12 protein-coding genes are annotated in these 20,346 nt (G+C 68.2%); 10 read left to right on the top strand and 2 right to left on the bottom strand.

The window, feature by feature from the left end; genetic code table 11:
- Nucleotides 1–133: 133 nt before the first annotated feature.
- The 7 genes from L0P92_RS09865 to L0P92_RS09835 all read left to right on the top strand — a co-directional run bounded on the left by L0P92_RS09865 (nucleotide 134) and on the right by L0P92_RS09835 (nucleotide 14,989).
- Nucleotides 134–6,901 carry a DUF3320 domain-containing protein gene (locus tag L0P92_RS09865; RefSeq protein WP_234762154.1) on the top strand — a complete coding sequence of 2,256 codons (6,768 nt, stop codon included), beginning with the start codon at nucleotides 134–136 and terminating at the stop codon, nucleotides 6,899–6,901.
- Nucleotides 6,902–7,160: 259 nt separating this feature from the next.
- The gene (locus L0P92_RS09860) at nucleotides 7,161–9,050 is read left to right on the top strand and encodes a DUF2075 domain-containing protein (protein ID WP_234762153.1); all 1,890 of its coding nucleotides are present in this window, start codon (nucleotides 7,161–7,163) and stop codon (nucleotides 9,048–9,050) included.
- Between the two features lie 211 nt (nucleotides 9,051–9,261).
- Complete coding sequence (locus L0P92_RS09855; protein ID WP_234762152.1) at nucleotides 9,262–10,935, top strand: DUF262 domain-containing protein; 1,674 nt, start codon at nucleotides 9,262–9,264, stop codon at nucleotides 10,933–10,935.
- 222 nt (nucleotides 10,936–11,157) lie between these two features.
- Nucleotides 11,158–13,584, top strand: a complete 2,427-nt coding sequence (locus L0P92_RS09850) for an AAA family ATPase (RefSeq protein WP_234762151.1) — start codon at nucleotides 11,158–11,160, stop codon at nucleotides 13,582–13,584.
- Between the two features lie 74 nt (nucleotides 13,585–13,658).
- Nucleotides 13,659–14,033, top strand: a complete 375-nt coding sequence (locus L0P92_RS09845; protein ID WP_234762150.1) for a hypothetical protein — start codon at nucleotides 13,659–13,661, stop codon at nucleotides 14,031–14,033.
- Nucleotides 14,034–14,177: 144 nt separating this feature from the next.
- Entirely contained in the window at nucleotides 14,178–14,507 is a 330-nt protein-coding gene (locus tag L0P92_RS09840) for a plasmid mobilization protein (protein WP_234762149.1), read from the top strand.
- Nucleotides 14,508–14,536: 29 nt separating this feature from the next.
- Nucleotides 14,537–14,989: a hypothetical protein gene (locus L0P92_RS09835; RefSeq protein ID WP_234762148.1), complete on the top strand. Its 453-nt coding sequence runs from the start codon at nucleotides 14,537–14,539 to the stop codon at nucleotides 14,987–14,989.
- Nucleotides 14,990–16,029: 1,040 nt separating this feature from the next.
- On the opposite strand, the gene L0P92_RS09830 is transcribed toward L0P92_RS09835, so the two are convergent.
- Together L0P92_RS09830 and L0P92_RS09825 are read right to left on the bottom strand one after the other, a co-directional pair.
- Nucleotides 16,030–16,533: a hypothetical protein gene (locus tag L0P92_RS09830; protein ID WP_234762147.1), complete on the bottom strand. Its 504-nt coding sequence runs from the start codon at nucleotides 16,531–16,533 to the stop codon at nucleotides 16,030–16,032.
- Between the two features lie 329 nt (nucleotides 16,534–16,862).
- Nucleotides 16,863–17,333, bottom strand: a complete 471-nt coding sequence (locus L0P92_RS09825) for an ATP-binding protein (RefSeq protein ID WP_234762146.1) — start codon at nucleotides 17,331–17,333, stop codon at nucleotides 16,863–16,865.
- Nucleotides 17,334–17,502: 169 nt separating this feature from the next.
- On the opposite strand from L0P92_RS09825, the gene L0P92_RS09820 reads away from it, so the two are divergent.
- From L0P92_RS09820 to L0P92_RS09810, 3 genes are all read left to right on the top strand, one after another.
- Nucleotides 17,503–18,375 (top strand): helix-turn-helix domain-containing protein, encoded by an 873-nt coding sequence (locus tag L0P92_RS09820; RefSeq protein ID WP_234762145.1) that lies wholly within the window; start codon nucleotides 17,503–17,505, stop codon nucleotides 18,373–18,375.
- Complete coding sequence (locus L0P92_RS09815) at nucleotides 18,372–18,557, top strand: DUF397 domain-containing protein (protein ID WP_234762144.1); 186 nt, start codon at nucleotides 18,372–18,374, stop codon at nucleotides 18,555–18,557. The genes L0P92_RS09820 and L0P92_RS09815 overlap by 4 nt, the downstream gene beginning before the upstream one ends.
- Before the next feature lie 965 nt (nucleotides 18,558–19,522).
- Nucleotides 19,523–20,335 carry a hypothetical protein gene (locus tag L0P92_RS09810; RefSeq protein WP_234762143.1) on the top strand — a complete coding sequence of 271 codons (813 nt, stop codon included), beginning with the start codon at nucleotides 19,523–19,525 and terminating at the stop codon, nucleotides 20,333–20,335.
- Nucleotides 20,336–20,346 lie beyond the last annotated feature (11 nt).

Genomic DNA, 20,346 nt, shown 5'->3' with positions numbered 1-20,346 from the left:
GGGGATCAGCGGGACTTGTGCGGCCACCAGGACAGTACGGACGTCTGTGGCCGCGTTTTGCGTTGGCGGCAGAGGGGACTGCCGTCGACGCCGGTGCTCCGTTGGCCCAGAAGCGACAACATCAGGGACCAGCGTGACGAACTCGGGTGACTTCGGGGGCAGCCAGGAACTCGACCGGCTCAAGGCGATGCTTGAGAGCTGGCGTACCTCTCTGGTGGACCTGAGCGGCCGTAATCGGCTGCTCAATTTCCGCCACACCAAGTCGGCGACACTGGAGATCTCGACCCCGTCCGCACAGGAGCTCGTCGCAGGCCTCGCCCGCGGCTGGGACTTCGCGTCGCTCCCGGACGAGGAACCGGAGGCCGGAGACGGCGTGAGAACCGGTGATGTGGTCCTCACGAAGAAGGGTGACCGCACCGACGGAATCTTCACCCAGAAGACCACGGCGCCTTCCCTCCTGCGCGCGTTGAACAGCCTGCGCGCCAAAGCGACGCAGGTCTTCAACGACTATGGCCTGTGGACCCTCAACCTCGGCGTCGGCATGCTCCGCTGGCGCGAGGACGGCGCTGAGGCGGGCAGCGACGCCCCCCTGGTCCTGATGCCGGTGGTCATCGAGCGAGCTCGCAACGGCCGGATCCGCCTCAGGGCGAGCGACGACGAGGAGCCGCGCCTCAACCCGGCCCTGAAGGTGAAGCTGGAGCAATTCCATATCGACTGGGCGCCGGTTGTCGAACAGGACCCTTCGGACCTGCAGGCGGTGCTCTCCGCGGCGGCTCGCGCGGTGGCGGGCAAGTCGGGGTGGCAGCTCTCCGACCGTGTGGTGCTCGCACTCTTCGCCTCCCACAAGGAGTCGATGTACCAGGACCTGCTGGACAACGAGGACCGTGTCCTCGGCAGTGACCTCGTGCAGGCGATGGCGCTCGGTCCGAATTCCGGACTCGCATCCGACCGTTTCGACTTCGAGGAGGTCGAGCTCGACCGGATCGACGAACTGAGCCCGCCCGAAGACAGTCCGCTGGTGCTTGACGCCGACGCCTCGCAACGGCAGGCCGTCGCCGCGGCCGTGGCCGGACAGTCGTTCGTCCTGGACGGACCGCCCGGCACGGGCAAGAGCCAGACGATCACGAACATGATCGCCGGTCTGATGCACGCGGGCCGCAGTGTGCTGTTCGTCAGTGAGAAGGCGGCGGCCCTCGATGTTGTCCTCGACCGGCTGAAGTCGGTCGGACTCGACTCGTACGCCCTGGCCCTCCACAGCCACAACACCAGCCGCAAAGCGGTGGCCCAGGAGCTGGGCCGGGCTCTCGCGGAGGAACCGCGCGCACCGCAGCTGTCACGGCAGACCCTGGCCCAGGCCAGGGAACTGCGCCTCGCGCTCAGCGCCTACGCCGAAGCGATGAACGAGGTCCGCGACCCGTTGGGACGGACTCTGCACGACGTGCTCGGTCGGGTCGGCCAACTGTCCGAGGCGCCGGTGGCCTATCTGAGCCACGGTGACGACATGCCCACGGGGGCAGGGGCGACGTTTCGCGCTGAGACGCTCAGTGACGAGGACCTGCGCCTGATCGTTGAGGCGACGGAAGCCATCTCCGACGCTTGGGAGGCGGTCGCCGATCCGTCGTTCCCCTGGCGTGACCTGCGGGCCGGCCTGCCGCATCCACGTCCTGTGCTGGAGCAGGCGCAGGCGGCACGGGACGCGCTCGCGACGGCGGTCGACCGGTACCGGGATCTCGCGCCGGCGGGAGTGCCCGTCACAGACCAGAGCGGAATCGACCGTCTGATCGCGCTCCTGCGGTTGCTCGAGGTGCGGAGTCCTGCGCCGGAAGCCTGGCTGACCACGGATGCCTTCGCCGACGAGGTGGACGACCGGGTCGACGCCTTCCTGGGGGAACTGCGCAGGGTGCAGCGTACGAGCACCGCCGTACGCGCGACGGTGGGCGAGCGGTGGCAGGAACTGTCCACCAGGCTGACGGCTGAGCCGGGAGAGGCCGAGAGGACGCTTCCGGCGATGGCGCCGCGAGGCCTCGACCTTGCCGGACTCACGGAGGAGCGAGCGCGACAGTTCGCCAGGGAGTTCGACGCGACCGCTGGTGTGCTGGAGCGGACCCTGCAGAGCCTTACCCGCGTCAGCCACGTCACCGGGCTCACGAATCCCGGCAGCCCCGAGGAAGCACGTCATCTGTGCGACGTGATCGCCGTGGGCGGCACCGAACACCGCCCTCTTGAGCAGTGGCTGGTCCCTGAAGGCCCCGCACGGGCGGAGGAGGCGGCGGTCGGGGCCGCCGCCGACGCCCTGAGCGACTTCTTCACACGACGGGACCAAATACTCTCCGCCCACGCCCTCGCGACGGACCACGCGGGCCCGGGGTGGGCCGAACTGCGTCCGGAAGTGAGCGCGGAGCGACCGGCCAACGAGCAGGCCCTCGCCGCACTGGAACCGCCCGGCGCCGACATCGCGTCGTTGACCGGCCGCGAGGCCGCGCAGCTGGCCGAGCGGTTCGACACGCTCGCCGACACCCTTGAGATGGCCGCCGAGCACGCGGACTCGGTGGCCGAGCGCCTCGGGTGCGGCCGGCCGAAGGCGACGTCGGAGGCCGAGGACCTGCCCACGCTCGTGGAGTTGGCCACAGCCTCGGACCGCACGCTCGAAGCATGGCTCGATCCCCGGGCACTTCCCGGTGTCCAGGCAGCCGTCGCGGAGATCTCCGGGGCCGCCGAAGAGCTGGCCGCCGCGGAGGAGGCGGCGCGGGGCACCTTCCTGCCCGAAGTCGTCTCCTCGCCCGAACTGCCCGAAGCGATCCACCGGCTCATGGAGGGCCGCCAAGGACTCGCCGGCATGCTGTCCAGCGGCATCCGGGCCGACCGGAAGCTCGTGGCGCGGCTGACACACGGCGGCTCGTGGCGCGGCGAACTGTACGACAAGCTGCCACTCGCCGACGCCTGGTGCACCGCGCACCGGAAGCTGCGGTCGTTGGCCACGACCCACGCCGAGCTGATCGGCCGCTATCGGGGCACGGCGTTGCCCGACGTCACGGCACTGCGCAAGGCACTCGCGCATGCCGAAGCGGTCCACGTGCTCGCACCGGAAACCGTCGCCGACTCCCACCGTCGGAGCCTGCTCGCCACTCACCTGGCCGACGGCCGAGAGCCTCAGGCTGCACTCGTCGAGCAGGGCACGGCGCTGCGCAGCGAACTCGCCACGTGGCGAAGGAATCTGGACAGCCCGTCGCTCGCACCGCATGCGGCCGACCTCACCAAGCAGCCGCTCGACGCTGCCGCCCGCTGGCTGCGCGCCCACCTAGCCCCGTTGCGGCAGGCCGTCGCGCTGCTGGACACCGTGGCCTCGGTCGGTCGCCGGGACAGTGGCCCCGGTTCCGAGCACACGCTGGCCTCCGCGCGCACGGCGGTCACGGCTGCGCACGCGGCACAGAAGGAGAGCGCCGCGTTTGCCGCTCAAGCCGTGACCGACCGCAGCCTCCTCGGCCCCTGGTACCGGGGCCTCGACACCCAGGCGGACGACCTGCAGGACTCCGCGCCCAACGGCGTGACGGGCTACGAGCCCATGGGGCTGCTCCTGCGCCGCGGCCTTGACCTGACGCGACAGCAGCCTGGCCCGTACACCACGGAGCAACAGCGCCGATTGCTGGGCCGGTACGTCCCCGAAGGGCACCCCCACACCGAGGCCATGCAGGCCGCTTTGGACTCCGCTGGGCTGATCGCCCGCCTCGCACCCGACACGCTCACGGAACCAGCGCGCCGGACCAGCCTCGTCGACGTACTGGCCGACGGCCGACCCGAACCGCGTGAACTCCTCGCGCAGACCGACCAGATCCGACGTGACCTGGACCTCTGGCAGGAGTACACCGGGCAGCCCCACCTCGCGGCGGTCGGCACAGCACTCGCCGTCCGCCCCCTCGAACGGGCGGCGAGCTGGCTCCGCGCACACGTGGAGCCCTTCGAGGACGCGGCCGACCTCATCCGTTCAACCGCCCGCGTCATGGACGAGGAGACGGGCCTCACCCTGTCGCGGGCCAGGGAAGCGGTGGCCGCCGTTGTCTCCGCCCGCGCCGCCGAGTCCGCTTTCGCGGAGAACGACGCCACGTACCGAAGCCTTCTCGGTTCCCTCTACCAGGGCGCCGAGACAGACCGCGATGCCATTCTGGACGCTCTGGACTGGGCCCAGAAGGTCCGCCGTACCGCACATGGCGGCCACTCAGCGCCCCTGCCGCGAGAGGCGGCCCAGCTGATGCTGGCCGCATCAGCCGACCCGTCCGTCGCGGCCCGCGCCAGCGACTGGAGTCGTCAGCGCGAGGCACTCGCCGGATACTTCGAGCCTGAGCGGGCTGAGGAGCTGCGACGCGAACTCGCAGAATCCCTCACCGCGGCCCAGTCCGTCCTGTCCCGCCTGGACCGCGACCCCTTCGGCCCGGAAGCATGGACCAGCTGCGCCGACGCACTGACCCTGCTGAGCCGCTACCACCTCGACGGGCTGCCCGACCAGCTCGCACGCCGCGAGGTCTCCGCCGAGGACTTCCCCGCCGCGATGGAGCGGGCCGTGCTCACCGCGTGGGTCGAGCACCAGCTCGCCACCGACCAGAGGCTGAAGCCGATGCGGGCCGTGGAACGCGACCAGTTGGTGGAGCGCTTCCAGAGGGCGGATCAGGACCTGGTGGCGGCGGCGCACGCCGAGGTCATCGCCGCATGCAACTCCCGCCGCCCCCGCCGGACATCGGTGGGCCAGGCCGCCGTGATCCGCCGCGAGGCCGAGAAACAGCGTCGCCACATGCCCGTACGGCACCTGCTGAAGCAGACACGCGACGTCGTACGGCTGGTCAAGCCCTGCTTCATGATGAGCCCGCTGACGGTCAGCCAGTTCCTCCCACCTGACTTCGAGTTCGACGTCGTCATCTTCGACGAGGCATCCCAGGTGCTGCCCCAGGACGCGGTGAACTCCGTCTACCGGGGCAAGGCCCTCATCGTGGCGGGTGACCAGAAGCAGCTGCCGCCGACCTCGTTCTTCACCGCAGCCGGCGACAGCGATGACGGCGACGAATGGGACGAGGACGCCACCGACGGCTTCGAGTCCATTCTCGACATGTGCAAGGCCAGTGGAGTCCTGCGTGGGCTGCCCCTGCGCTGGCACTACCGCAGCCGGCACGAGAACCTGATCGCCTTCAGCAACCACGAGTTCTACGACAACTCCATGGTCACGTTCCCGGGCGCGCTGGAACAGGGACCGGACATCGGCGTGGAGTTCATCAAGGCGGACGGCGTCTACGACCGCGGCGGGAGCAGCGACAACCCCCTCGAGGCCGCCAAGGTGGCCCAGCGCGTCATCCATCACTTCGACACCCGTCCCGAGCACACCCTCGGAGTGGTCGCGCTGTCGAAGGCGCAGGCGGAGGCAATCGAAGTGGCGGTGCAGAAGGCGAGGGCGGCCCGCCCGGACCTCGACCACCACTTCACGGAGGGCCGGCTCGACGGTTTCTTCATCAAGAACCTCGAAACCGTCCAGGGCGACGAACGCGACGTCATCATCCTCTCCATCGGCTACGGTCCCGACCACCGGGGCAAGCTGCTGTCGACATTCGGCCCCATCAACAGGGAGGGCGGCTGGCGACGCCTCAACGTGGCCGTGACCCGCGCCCGGCGCCGCATGGAGGTCGTCGCGTCCTTCCACGGAGGCGACCTGCCGGACAGCGCCAACAAGAGCGTGCAGCACCTCAAGCGGTACCTGCAGTACGCCCAGCACGGTCCAGCGATCCTCCAGACGGAGGCCGCCGATCCGGACGCGGCTCCGGAGAGCCCCTTCGAAGAGGAGGTCATCGACGTCCTGCGCGGCTGGGGATATGAGGTCCAGCCGCAGGTGGGGGTCGCCGGTTTCCGCATCGACATGGCGGTACGGCACCCGGGCGCGCCCGGCACGTACGCGCTGGGCATCGAGTGCGACGGCGCCATGTATCACTCCTCGCGGGCGGCTCGGGACCGAGACCGGCTCAGGGAAGCGGTCCTGCGCGACCTGGGTTGGAGGCTGCACCGAATCTGGGGCACTGACTGGTATCGGAACCGGCGGGATGCGATGGCGCGGCTGCGGGCCGCGGTGGAGGCGGCGTGTGCGGAGGATCCGCATGCGGTGCGAGTGGCGCCGCCCGTGGGGGTGGACGGCAGCGGCGGCAACCCTGGCAACGGTGACAGTACGGCGGAGGTCGTGGACGGCCCCATGAGCGCGGAGGGTGGAGCGCCCGTAGAAGTGGCAGGTGGTCCGGCAGCCCCAAGAGTGGAGTTCGTGACGGTCGACGCCGGCCCTGCGCCCTGGAGTCGTCCCTACCAGGAGGTCGACCTTGACCTGTTGGCAGAGGTACGTGACAGGTCGAGCAGCCAGCGGGGCATGTGGCGCGTGGATTTGCAGGACCCCGATGCCCTCGATGTGGTGGCGGACGTGGCGCTGTGTGTGGTCGAGGTGGAAGGGCCCGTCGAGAAGGAGGTGATCTACACCCGGGTCCGTCTCGCGTGGGGCCTCGGACGAGCCGGCCAGGTGGTCCGCGACCGCATCGACCGAGCTCTTCGCCGCCTTCTCAAACAGGGCAAGATCGTCCATGTCGGTACGGCCTACGACAGGCCCGGCCACGAGACGGAGTTCGCCCGCACGCCGACGGAGCGGTGCGCCCGACGAGTGGCGGAGGTTCCCGCCGCGGAGCGGCAGCTCGTGCTCAGAAACGTGGTCGACGAAGGACCGGGCGTGCACCGCGAGGACCTGCTGCGGGAGGCCGCTCGCTTCTTCGGGTGGGCGCGGCTCGGAGCCGATATCCGGGATGCGCTGAGTGGCGACATCGACGTGTTGATCGCCGCAGGGGACTTGATCGAGTCGGAGGGCGGCCTGATGCCCGCGGAGAGTTCTTGATCCGTCGCGGTGGGCTCTCCTCCCCTCACCCGGAGGGCCCGCTAAGCCGGCAGGACGGGACGAGCGCCATGCGACGGAACGTTGACGACGCGAGTGAGCGAAGGTAGGACGCTCGACCACTGGTACGACTGTCAGTACCGCCAGGTACCCTCAAACACATCGTCAACGCGGTCCGACGGGCTTCCGCTCCGCCCCGGTGGAGTCTTGAAGGACATGCCCCCACCCGCACGAGTCTCTTCGTGCTGCCTGGGGGAAGTCCTTGCTGTTCCGCGCGTCCGCGAAAACGGTCGCCGTCATGGCACTCGACGGTTCGCTGTTCCTGCACATCACCGACCGGTTCGTCCACATGCACGGCTATCGGCCCGGCGCCTCGGAGGTGCGTTCCTGGGAGCGCAGCATCCCCGTCCTGGCCGCCGCACTCAACGACGCCGGCCTGGGCGACGTGGAGGTCATGCTGGAGTACGCGCTCCCGCTGAACAGCAAGCGCGCCGACGTCGTCCTCGCCGGAGTGCACCCGGTCACGGGAGAGCCGTCGTACGTCGTGGTGGAGCTGAAGCAGTGGAGCCAGGCACTGCCCCACGAGGACGACCCCACCCTGTGCCACGTCGACGCCTATGCCCATCCGGTCCTCAACCCCATCGAGCAGGTCCGCCGCTACTGCGAATACCTCGTCAATTTCAACGGGGCAGTGGCTGAACACCGACACCGGGTGGCCGGAGTGGCATTTCTGCACAACGCCACCGAGTTCGGCGTGACCGGGCTGCGGGAGATCGAGCGTGACAGCCACGGACTGCTCTTCACCGCGGAACGCCGCGGCGCCTTCCTCGACCACCTTCGTACGAGGCTGAGCGACAAGCACCAAGGCGCCAGGGCGGCGGACGAACTCCACGCAGGCGCCACGGTGCCGTCGAAGCAGCTCATGTCCGTGGCCGCTGAAGAGGTGCGCGAGCGCACCCAGTTCGTCCTCCTCGACGAGCAGCAGGTCGCGTACCGCATGGTGCTCAACGCGGTGGAGAAGGCGAAGCACGCCGACCGCAAGGAAGTCGTCATCGTCACGGGCGGTCCCGGGACCGGGAAGAGCGTCATCGCTCTCCAGCTGCTCGGCGAGCTCTACCGGCGCGGGGTTCCGGCACTGCACGCCACGGGCTCACAGTCGTTCACGAAGACGATGAGGAAGGTCGCCGGAGCCCGCAAGCGGGAAGTCCAGGACCTGTTCAAGTACTTCAACAGCTTCATGACCGCCGAGAAGAACAGCCTGGGCGCCCTCATCTGCGACGAGGCACACCGCATCCGGGAGACCTCGGCCAACCGCTACACGCGTGCCGAGAACCGTACCGGCAGGGCACAGATCGACGAACTCATCGACGTCGCTTACGTGCCCGTCTTCTTCCTCGACGAGCACCAGGTCGTCCGCCCTGGCGAGATGGGCACAGTGGCCGAGATCAAGGCGGCAGCGGCGAAGCGGGGCATCCCCTGCCGCGTCGTCCCGCTGGACAGCCAGTTCCGCTGCGGCGGCAGTGACGCCTATCTGCGCTGGGTGGTCCGTCTCCTCGGCCTGGAGGCGGGCGGGCCGGTCGCCTGGGAACCCGACGGCCGCATGCAATTGCTGGTCGCCGACAGCCCGCAGGAGATGGAAGCCTTCCTCGAAGCTCGTCGGACCCAGGGCTACGGCGCCCGTATGTCCGCGGGCTACTGCTGGCGCTGGTCTCCGGAACCCAAGCCCGGCGCACCGCTCCCGCCCGACGTCGTCGTCGGCGACTGGGCCCGTCCCTGGAACCTGCGCGGTGACCGCTCCGTCTCCGGCGCGCCCCCGGCGGCCCTGTGGGCCACCGACCCGGCGGGCTTCGGACAGGTCGGCTGCGTCTACACCGCCCAGGGCTTCGAGTACGACTGGTCCGGCGTGATCATCGGCCCCGATCTGCTCTGGCGTGGTGACCGCTGGATCACGGACCGCACGGCGTCGAAGGACCCGGTCTTCAGAACGTCCACTCCCGACACCGACGTGGATCGCCTGATCCGCAACACCTACAAGGTCCTGCTGACCCGAGGCATGGTCGGCACGATCGTGTACTCGACGGACCCGGAGACGCGGGAGAAGCTGCGCGACTTGGTGAGTGGAGGGCTGGAGCGGGAGCCCGCGAAGGTCTGACGACGCGGTCCTGCCTCGCCTCGTGGTGTGAGCGACCCTGCTGGATGCGGTTGGGAAAGCAGCGAAGGTCACACCATGGGGCATAGCCCTTGGGGTGCGCAGCTGACCTGTCGTCAGCGGCATGGGCGGCCTCAAACTGCGTGAATAGCGAAACGTGGGCAGTTGAGCCGTCCGAGTGCCGTGAACTCGGTCTTTCCGCCATCATCAGGGCATGCAAAAGCTTGAGGCGCATGAGATGCCCTTGCACAAGGTGTTCAGCAGCGACTACGAGTTCCAGATCCCTGATTACCAGCGTCCGTACGCCTGGGAGACGGAACAGGCGATCCAGCTGCTGACGGACCTGCAGGAAGCCCGGGACCGTGGGGCGGACGAACCGTACTTCCTCGGATCGGTTGTACTCGTCAAGCGCGGCGGGGCCCCACAAGCGGACGTCATCGACGGCCAGCAGCGCCTCACGACCCTGACCATCCTCTTGTCCGTCCTGCGAGACCTCACCGAGGATCCGGAGCTGCGCGGCGACCTCGATCGGCTGGTGATGGAGCCGGGGGCCAAGATCCGTGGACTTGCCCCGAGGCCGCGCCTCACCCTGCGGAACCGCGACGCGGAGTTCTTCGAGAAGTACGTGCAGACGAAAGACGCGATAGGCACTCTGCTGGCGCTCAAGGAGGACGTCCTGCGCACCGACGCGCAGAAGGCCATTCTCCGAAACGCGACAGTCCTGCACGGCAGCCTCTCCGCCTCGTCCGAGGAAAACCGGCTGAAGTTGGCGCAGATGCTCGCCGAGCGGACATTCCTGGTCGTGGTCAGTACCCCCGACCTCGACAGCGCCCACCGGATCTTCAGCGTCATGAACTCCCGAGGACTGGACCTGTCCCCGACGGACATCTTCAAGTCGCGCATCATCGGTGATCTCGGGCGGGAGGCCTCCGACGAGTGCGCCACCGTATGGGAAGACGCCGAAGAGATGCTCGGGCGCGACGACTTCGCCGAGCTCTTCCTCCACCTGAGGATGATCTTCGCCAAGAAGCGCGCCGAACAGGAGTTGCTCAAAGAGTTCCCGGAGCAGGTACTCAGCCACTACCTCCCAGGCAAGGCCGAGGTATTCGTCCGCGATGTCGTGCGGCCGTACGCCGACGCGTACGCCAGGATCCGGGATGCGCGTTACGAGTCCGCGTCGGGCGCGGACGCGGTCAACGCCTGGTTTCGCCGGCTCCAGCAGGTCGACAACAACGACTGGCGGCCCGCCGCCCTCTGGGCGCTGCGCCACCACGAGCACGACCCGGCCTGGCTCGATGCGTTCATGCGGGCGCTGGAGCGGCTGTCGGCGAGCATGTTCATCCGCCGTGAGTACACGACGCCTCGCGTCAGGCGCTACGCCGAGCTGCTGCGGCAACTCGACGAGGGACTGGGCCTCGATTCCCCGGCCCTTGAGCTGACGGACGGCGAGAAGGCGGACACCCGCGCCAGACTCGGCGGCGATCTCTACCTCGTCGGCAAGATTCGCAAGTACGTGCTGCTTCGCCTCGATGAGCTACTGGCCCGTGGGCAGGGAGTGACGTACGACCATCCGCTCATCACGGTCGAGCATGTTCTGCCGCAGAATCCGGGCTCCGGGTCGCGGTGGACCGTGCTGTTTGACGAGGGCCAGCGCACCGAGTGGACGCACCGCCTGGGCAACCTCGTCCTGCTGAACCGGGCGAAGAACTCGGCGGCCCAGAACTACGACTTCGCCGAGAAAAAGGCCAAGTACTTCACCGGGCGCGGGGGAGTGGTTCCGTTCGCGCTGACGAGCCAGGTACTACAGCATGCTGAGTGGACCCCCGGGCTGCTGGAGGCCAGGCAGGCTGAACTGGTAGGCGTGCTGGCCGAGGAGTGGCGGCTGTAGGCGCGGGCTGGAGACCTCGCGTCTCCGTCCGCCGCCCCAATGATTTCCAAAGACTTCCAAAGACTTCCATTGTTGTGGATGTGTGGGCTATGGTCATCCACAGCTCACGGCCCGCGCGTCACGCCAACTGGCCTGCGCGGCCCATGACTCTCACGCTGCGCGGTTTCCGTACGCGTGCCCGGCCCCTCCCCAACATCTGTCACCAGCACGGGAGTTCACGTCATGCCCGCATCCGCCGCCTCAGCCCCGGACCCGTCCCACGCGGAACAGCCCGCCGGGCAGCCGGCGGCTCCCGGCACCCTCGCCCACCTCATCGCCGAACGGCTCGCAGTATCCAACCTTGACGAGGGAACCCGGGCGCTCCTGCTCGCAGGCTTTCAGGACGACGGAGAAGTTCGAGGCCGGATGCCGGGCGCCTATCTGCAGTCCGTCACGGTCAGTGGATTTCGCGGCATCGGTCGGACCACACGGCTTCCTCTCACCCCAGGCCCGGGACTCACTCTCGTCACCGGCCGCAACGGCTCCGGCAAGTCGAGCTTCGCGGAAGCCGTCGAGATCGCCCTGACCGGCGACAACGCCCGCTGGCGTGGCCGCAGCGACATCTGGCGCAGAAGCTGGCGCAATCTTCACCACGGTCAAGAGCCCCAGATCGCGGTGGAGTTGCGCATCGACGGCGATCCTGACTCCGCCACGGTGCTGCGCACCTGGCACGGTGACGACGTCGCAGATTCCGCCGCGGAACTCGACCGCCCGGGCCGCGATCCCGTTCCTCTCCCGGACCTTGGTTGGCAGGACGACCTGGCGACCTACCGCCCCTTCCTGTCGTACTCCGAACTCGGGCAGGTGATCGGCGGTAAGCCCAGCGAGATGTACGACGCCGTCGCCTCGATCCTCGGCCTGGAGCAACTCGCCGCCGCTGACAAGCAGTTGCGCGACCTCGTCCGCGAGTACGACCTGCCGGCCAAGGAAGCCAAGGCCGAACTCCCCGCTTTGCTATCCCTGTTGGAGGGCACCGACGACCCGCGCTCCCACGCTGCCCGTGCCGCACTCGGCGGGCGGCGCCCCGATCTCGTACGCGCGGCTGAACTGGCCGTCGGGACGGGCACCGCGGACGAGTCGCTCCTGTTCGACCTCCGCCGCCGCAGCACCTTGACCGGACCCGACACCGAGGCGGTGGCCTCGGCCGCGGCACGACTACGTGAGGCGATCGCCTCCGCCGAGGACATGCGGGGCACATCGGCGGAGGACGCGTTGCAGCGCGCGGAACTCCTCGCTCGCGCTCTGGCCCACCACCGCGCCCACCCGACCCTGGATGCATGCCCCGTATGCGGCGGGGCGGCCCGGCTCGACGAGGACTGGGCGCGGGGCGCGGCCGAGCAGGAACGCCTGCTGCGCGCGGAGGCAGAACAGGCCCTCGCCGCGCGCAAGGAGCTCCACTCGGCCGCTCAGGCCGTCCGGGACCTGGCCGCTCCTCCCCCCGACTGGCTGCCGTCCGAGATCGCCGCCGCTTGGGACGACTGGCTGCGGTGCCGTACCGTCTCCGACCCGGCCGCACTGGCATCCGTCGCCGAAAACGCCGCGCGGACCGCGGCCGACGCCGCACGTGTCACCCGTCAGGAGGCCGCCAAGCGCCTTGCCGACCAGGACGACGCATGGCGCGACGCCGCACGAGCCCTCGCGGCCTGGCTCGACAAGGCCCACGCCGCAGAGCAGGCAGCCCCGCGTCTGGCCCGTGTCAAGGCTGCCCAGAAATGGCTCAGGGCCGCCCACGACGAGATCCGCGCCGAGCGAATGCGGCCCATCGCCGAGGACGCCCAGCGCATCTGGTCCAACCTGCGCCAGCAGAGCAACGTCGCCCTCGGACCGGTCCGCCTCGGCGGCTCCGGAACCCAGCGCAAGGTCGCCCTCGACGTGACCGTCGACGACATCGACGCCCCCGCTCTCGGCGTGATGAGCCAGGGCGAACTGCACTCCCTCGCCCTGTCCCTGTTCCTCCCGCGCACCTTCCTGCCGGAGAACCCTTTCCGGTTCCTGGTCATCGACGACCCGGTCCAGTCCATGGACCCTGCCAAGGTCGACGGCCTCGCCCGCGTCCTCGCCCTCCTGGCCGAACACCGCCAGGTCATCGTCTTCACGCACGACACCCGCCTGCCGCAGGCCCTGAAGTACCTACGGCTGCCCGCCACCGTCCTCAACGTCGACCGCCGCGAGCAGTCCGCCGTGCGCGTCCGCTCCGGCGACGACCCCGTCAAGCAGGCGCTGTACGACGCGAAGGCCCTCGCCAAGACCCGCGACCTCCCCGGCGACGTCGTCGCGCGGGTCCTTCCCGGCCTGTGCCGCACCGCCCTCGAGGCCGCCTTCCTCGAATCGGCACGGCGCCGGCTCCTCGGCGCAGGCTTGCCGCACGCCGAGATCGAGCAGCGCATCGCCAAGGCCCACAAACTCACCGAACTGGCCTCCCTCGCCCTCTACGGCGAAGCCGACCGAGTGGGCGAGGCCATGACCGACCTCACCCGGGCCTATGGATCTCAGGCCACCGACCACATCCGGTGGTGCAACAAGGGTGCCCACGAACCCGTGCCCGTCGGCGACGTGGAGGAGATCATCCGACGTACGGCGGACCTGGCGAGGGCGGTGCGGGCCCTGTGACCACGACCAGTCCGGCAGCGCCGGTCCCGCCCGCACGCCGGCCCAGGCCCTCCGCCACCCCGTCCCCCTCGGTCTTGTCACCCTCCTCGACCCCGGAAGAACTGCTGGCAGGCGCGGACCGGCTGCTCGGCACGGCCACCGTCTCCATCACCGGCGTCTGGCCGCGCGCCGTCGCCCTGCTGCTGCGCCACGCCCTCGAAGAGGCCCTGCGCCGCTACTGGCACAACCGCCAGCCACGCCTCGCCCACTGCCCGACCCACGCCCAGGCTCTGTGTCTGGAGTCCTACGCTGACCCCGACACGGCTCGCCGCTGGTCGGCGGCCTGGGCCGGCCTCAGCCGGGCCTGCCATTACCACGGCTACGAACTCGCCCCCACCCACGCGGAGTTGCATGCTTGGCGGGATGACGTCGAGCGGGTGATCGGAGCCTTGGCACCCAGGATGGGTTGACGGATCGCCGCCAGACCGCAGTCCGCCGTACGGGGCGGACGGCGGACCTGCGGGGTGGTACGAAACGAGCGCTGAGGAGAGGGGCGCGCCCGATTGCCCTCGACCGCACTCGCATAGTCGTCATACGCGTATTACGATGCCTTCGTGGCAAAGGCGCGAATCAGTATCAGCTTGGAGCAGGACCAGGCCGAACGCATCAGGCAGCATGCGGAACGGGCGGGTATGGACGTCTCGGCGTACATGGTGCACGCCGCGACGCGCCAGATGGCCGAGAGTGATGCCATAGAGGAACAGTTCGTCGAGGTGGACGCACTCATCGCCCAGGCGGAGCGGGCGGCAGATGCGCTGCCCCCCGAACCCGCCCCCGAACCGGCCGTGGAACTGACGGAACAGGAACGCCGCGAGGTCGAGGAGGCTCTGCGCCTGGTCCAGGGCCGGGACCGGCAAGGCCGCCGTCCGGGGCACGCCGCATGAGCGCACGGGTGCCGGTCTACGACACAGGCATGCTCATCGCACTTGCAGACCGCAAGGCGAAGGCGGTCGCTCTCCACGAGGGCCTGCGCACGGTCCCGCACCGGGCGCTGGTACTCGGCCCGGTCCTCGCCCAGGTGTGGCGCCCTCAGCCGGCGCTGGTGCACGCCTTGTCCAGGGTCCTCAAGGACTGCACGGTCCCACAGGCCCGCACGTCCGAGCCGCCCATGCGTGAGACGAAGGCAGGGCGTCCGGAGTGTCTGGCCTGCGCGACGGGCCCCGACCTCGCGGACTGGTGGCGCATCGGCACTGCCCTGGGGCGGGCGGCCCTGCCGGCGAAGAAGCGGCCGGACGCGGTGGACGCCTGGGTGACACTGGCGGCCGCCCGACACGGCAGTGCGGTGATCTTCACCAGCGACCCGGGGGACATCCATGCCTATCTGACGGTTCTCGCGCCGACGGACGTGCACGTGGTTGCCGTGTGACGGCCGGGAGCCAGACTCCGAGCCGTCCAGATGGTCGCGCAGGCGGTGAACGCGCCGTCGGTAGGAGCGGGGCGCGGGGCTCGGCCCTTCGCAGGCCTTGCTCCGCGAGCGGGGGCCGAGGCGATCAGTCGGCAACGGAAACGGCCATCCAGTGCCACGGCCTCCCCGCGCGCAGACCGCTGAACTCTCCGAGGGTCCTCCACCCGCTTCGCCATTTCCCACGGCCGTGGTACTTGGCACGGCAGGAGCAGGTACACAGAAAGCCCTGGGCGTTCTGGCAGGACGAGTTGCATCTTTCACGCGGGTTGTACTCACGGCCGATGAGGACGCTCGGATATCGGCGGAGCAACTCCCGGCTTACGCGGGGGAAGTGAGCGCTGGAAACCGTCCAACACTTCTCGTGGCCGTCCCAGCGCAGCGATCGATCGCTTCCGACCCAGCCGGAGAGTTTCCGCTCGTGCTCCCACATCGTGTGAGCCGGGAACCAGACACTGAACCACCCCTTGGCGGGCAAGCCGATTGTCGGCAGACGCTCACCCTGATAATTCGGCAACCACTCAGGGGGCTTGAGGTACTCGGTCCTCTTCCGCCGGTCGCGCCTGGGTCCTTTGCCCCCGCCCGCAATCCGCTGGCTACGTCGAGGTCCGGGCCCCCACTCGACCGACACGAGTGCGGCGAGCTGGCCGGAGGCATGACAGGGGAATCGGCTTACCGGCCTGTCATGGGCGACCACACGGCCGTCCTGGTCGACCTCGATGGAGTTGCGGCACTTCAAACACGTACGGTTGAACCCTCCGCCGCCCACAGGCACCCCCTGGCTGTGCTGATGTCTCCCGTATCCGCTGCTGCGTCCCGCCGGTCTGGGCCTGCACCTTGGCGGCTACTCGAACGGGACGTTCGAGGTAACTCGTGGAGATGGCACGGAGCCTGACTACACGTTGACGAAGTCGACCTCGGTGGCGGAGGCGCGGTTCTCGACGCCCTTCAGCGCACCGAATTTCAGCCAGTCGAGTTCTCGGACCTTGTGGGTGTGCTGCGCATCAGCCATCCCACGACGTTGGGGGTGGCCCAAATGCACGACGACCGGCCCTCACAGCCAAAGCGGCAATGGCAGCGTTGGCGCCACCACCGATCACAGCGCCGATACCGAACGGTGCCACTCGACCGAGAACGATGATGCCCTGCTTGGTCCCGTACTTCGTGATGAAGTTCTTCCCCAGGATCTTGTTGATCTGACGCAACGTCTCGACGGGCACCTTGGCGACCACCTGACGTCCCCAGTGTTGCCCCGTACGTTCGGCGACCTTGGTAATGGTGGTGGAGCCGCTCCCGCCGAGCATGATTCCCATCACGATCGTTCGGCGGCGCTCGACCTCGTCGATGGGGACTCCGTGGACTTCGGCGATCGAGAGCGCGAAGAGTGCGCTCAGCTCAAGAGATGACAGAGCCTCGCCTGCCGACAGTGCCAGTGCGACTCCGGTTGCACACCAGCGGGCTCTGGCCGCCGATTGCCTTGTCCAGGAGGTCGAGGACTCGCTGCCCACGTATGTCTGCTGCCGGAGCCGGTCTGTCGTGGGCATCTGTTGTCATGCCTTGAACTCCTTAGGTCGTTAGGTCCCAAGTCTCCCATTCAGGCTGACAGTTCTGGATCGTTTCTCCGATACTTCCTGCATCTTCAGGTTCGGGAGCCGTTGCGGTTCGCGCTATCGAATGCGAGGTCATTGGCAGGACCTCTCAGGGACGGCACACGGGCGCATGCCTTCAGCGGCTCACCCGGACGTCTGGTCTGAACTCATTGAACTCATCGGCCATGGCGGACTGCTGTGTTCAGCCGCCTGCCGTGTGTCCGGTGAACCGCGCCCAGCCGTCGTGGTCAGCTTCGCCCGCTGTGCGGGTCCGGGCCAAGGATCTCGCAGACGCACTCGGCCCAGACCGTCTTGCCGCCGGGCGGGTACGGCTCGACGCCCCAGCGGTCGGCGAGAGCGATGACCAGGAGCAAGCCGCGGCCGGACTCGGTGTCCAGGGGCGTTCCGCACTCGGCAGGCGGCGACGGGATGCGCTCGCCCCGAGCGTCGGTGACAGCGATACGGAGCACGCCGGCCGTGGCATCCAGGGCGACGGTGAGCCGGAAGTCTCGGCCGTTGACACGACCGTGCAGGGCGGCGTTGGCAGCGAGTTCGGCCACGATCTGCTCGGCGCGCTCGGTGACGCTGGGTGGCACCGGCCATGCGCGGAGCTGCTCGGCGGCGAGGAGACGGGCGAGACGGGCGCCGCGGCGGGTGGACGACAGAAGCTGGGTGAACGTGTACGCGGTGACGGAGAGTTGGGATGTGCTTGCGCTCATGAGCCCACAGTGGCGGGTGCGCGTGGGCGCATTCCAGATACACGGTCCGTACGCTGCGTCAGCGTACGGACACATTCCGTGGACGGTACGACGGTTCATGCGTCACGCTGGGTGTCGTCGGCTGTGGGACGGCGAAACAGCGCGGGTACGGAACCGGAGGTGGCCGCGGATGACCGACGGCGGTGTGGTGGACGACGAGGACATGCCGGGCGGCGACGCGGACCGGGAGCCCGATCCCTCGGACAGTCTGCGGACGTTCGGGGCAGTCCTGCAGGCATTGCGCGAGCACGCGGGGTACAGCAGAACCGAGTTCGCGAACCTGGTGAGCTTCTCCAGGCACACTGTGGAGTCGGTGGAGTTGGGGCGCCGAATGCCCGACGTGGCGTTGGTGGAGCGGTCCGAGGATGCGCTGGGGAACACGGGGGCGCTGCGGAAGTCGTCGAAGTACGTGACACGGGGGCGCGGGGACGTCGGGCTCGCGGCGTGGTTCCGTCAGTGGGCTCGGCTGGAGCGGGTGGCGGTGAGTCTGTGCACGTACGAGTGCCGGCTGGTGCCGGGGTTGCTGCAGTCGGAGGGGTATGCGCGGGCTCTGTTCGAGAACCGCATTCCGCTACTGACCGACGAGCAGTTGGAGGCTCAGATCACGGCGAGGCTGGATCGGCAGAGGATGCTGCTGGAGCGGCCTACTGTTCCGTTCCACTTCATTGTGGAGGAGGCGGTATTCCGGCGCAGGCTGGGCGGTCGTGACGTGCAGCGCCACCAGTTGGACTACGTCTTGGAACGTACTGCGCCTCGCAACGTGACGCTACAAGTAATGCCGCTGGATGCGGAGTTCCATGCCTGCATGGATGGTCCCGTACGCCTCTTGGAGACACCGAAGGGGCAACGGCTGGCGTACTCCGAAGGGCAGGAGAACGGTCGGTTGATCTCTGATCCGAAAGAGGTGAGCCTCCTCTGTCAGCGCTATGACACACTGCGCTCGCAGGCCCTGAACCCCAAAGATTCCCGGGGTCTGCTGGAGCGACTCCGAGGAGAGCTATGAGCACGACGGAACTGGCCTGGTTCAAGTCCAGCTACAGCGGCAGCTCGGGCGACGACTGCGTCGAGGTCGCCATAACCGAACAGGCCGTGTGCGTACGGGACTCCAAGGACGTGATGCGCCCTCACTTCGCCGCCAGCCGTGATGAGTGGTCTCGGTTCGTGGGGTTTGTGACGGACGTGTGAGAGGTGTACTTGCCGGTGGCGGGTGAGTAGTTACGTGCGAGCGGTGACCCCCGATTCCGTACCGTACCGTCGGCCCAGTCCTTGATCACGGCTTCTCCGTCATGGCCCCGCGGGGCGGTGGTACTGCGGCACGGTGGCTTGCGGTGGCCGCAGGAGTTCTCAGGCGCTGGCAGGGCGAGGTGGGTGCCGGGCGGGAGCGTTGGTACGGGACCGAGTGGCGGCGAGCATGCTGATCAGGAGCCAGTGTATTCAGCAGTCCCGGCAGGTGGTCTGGCCCTCGCCGAGTCAACAGGCGTCCATGCTGAGCTTGAAGTCTCCTCGGTATTCCACGACACGCCACGTGCACAGGGCTGGCCAGGGTGACGGGGTGGAGTGGCAGCGAGGGAGGAGAGCGCACCGTGATGGTGGCGGATGAGTAGACGGGAGCGGTTGTCCGAGTGGCCGTCGGGGGAGTCGTCCGCCCGTGTGGACGTCGAGCATGGCCCAGTCGCAGTGACGTGCACCTTCCAAGCGACCCATAGAGCAACCGGGTTCCTGGGCCGCGCCCGTACGGGCATCATTGGCGACGTGCCGCTCGCCCCGAACCGTATCCACGGGCAAGGTCATAGCCAACTCGCCCGCCTATATGGGGGATTGTCCCAGTGAGGAGCACGGCTGGAGACCGCGATAGCTAGTATGATTACCTGATTTACGGTTATGATCACTCCGTGTATGCGGCTGACATCGCCCAGGGCGCGGCGGGCTCTGTGTCGGACATCGACTTCGAAGCACGAGTGCTTGTGTGTCCGGCATACGGAAGTAAGGAGTCGCGTAGGCATTGGCGTGACACCCTTGAGCAGGAAGTGCCCTTTAACGGGGGGAAGTTGTCGAGGTGTCTGTCGCCTCGACAACTTGAGCAGCTCAGCCGCCTTCATCCAACGGGCGCGGCCCGCTTTTGGGGTGCCACATCGACTCATGACACGGCCATGTTCAGCGTTCGTACAGGCGACGTGGCCCTGTTCACTGGGGCGAAGAAGGTGCTCGCTGTAGGAGAAGTCGGCGTCATCTTCGTCAACGGCGAGGTTGCCGACACGCTCTGGCCTCCATCGCCCGGAGGTAAGAGTTGGCATACCGTTTACAGCCTGCGGGACTTCGTCCCAGCTGACGTTTCATACGAGGAACTAGCTGAACTGATCGGATACTCCAAGAACTACGGATTCCCAGGCCAGTTGGTACTCGAAGGCAATAAAGCCCGGGCTGTCATAGAGGGTTTGCGCATAACAACCAGGACGGTGCTGGAGCAACTCGGCATCGAGAAGCCGCCTTCCCGCGATCCGTCTCCGGTTCGGCGGGCTGCATTGGAGCAGCAGCATACGCCGCTCGTCAGCTTCGAGCGTGCGGCGGCGACGACCCTGTACAGGCGCGACGAACAGCCGTTGGTCATGGAGTTCTGCGCCACGCTCGCCGTCGCTGCTGAGCGCTTCCGCTCTCCAGTCGGCCTCTGTGACATCTATATACAGGGACCTGACAGTGTGGAGGTGATCGAAGCGAAGAGCCGTACCGGGCACTCGTACGTGCGTGAGGCCCTCTCCCAGTTGTTGGACTATGCTCCGCACAGTCCGCGTCCTGTGGACCGGCTTGCCGTACTGCTCCCTGCTCAGCCCGATGAGCGGGAACTTCAGTTGTTGCACCGGTATGGCGTCGATTGCATTCACCGGGTATCTCCCGGCGTCTTTCGCAGAGTTCCGGCACCCGACGACAGGCGGCATCTGATGAAAAGACTGTGGACGGAGAGCTGAGTCCATCAGTG

Source organism: Streptomyces muensis, assembly GCF_021474425.1.
In the GTDB taxonomy this organism is placed as follows: Bacteria; Actinomycetota; Actinomycetes; order Streptomycetales; family Streptomycetaceae; genus Streptomyces; species Streptomyces muensis.
The sequence above is the reverse complement of the archived record's forward strand: the minus strand, read 5'-3'. Positions and strand labels throughout refer to the sequence as shown.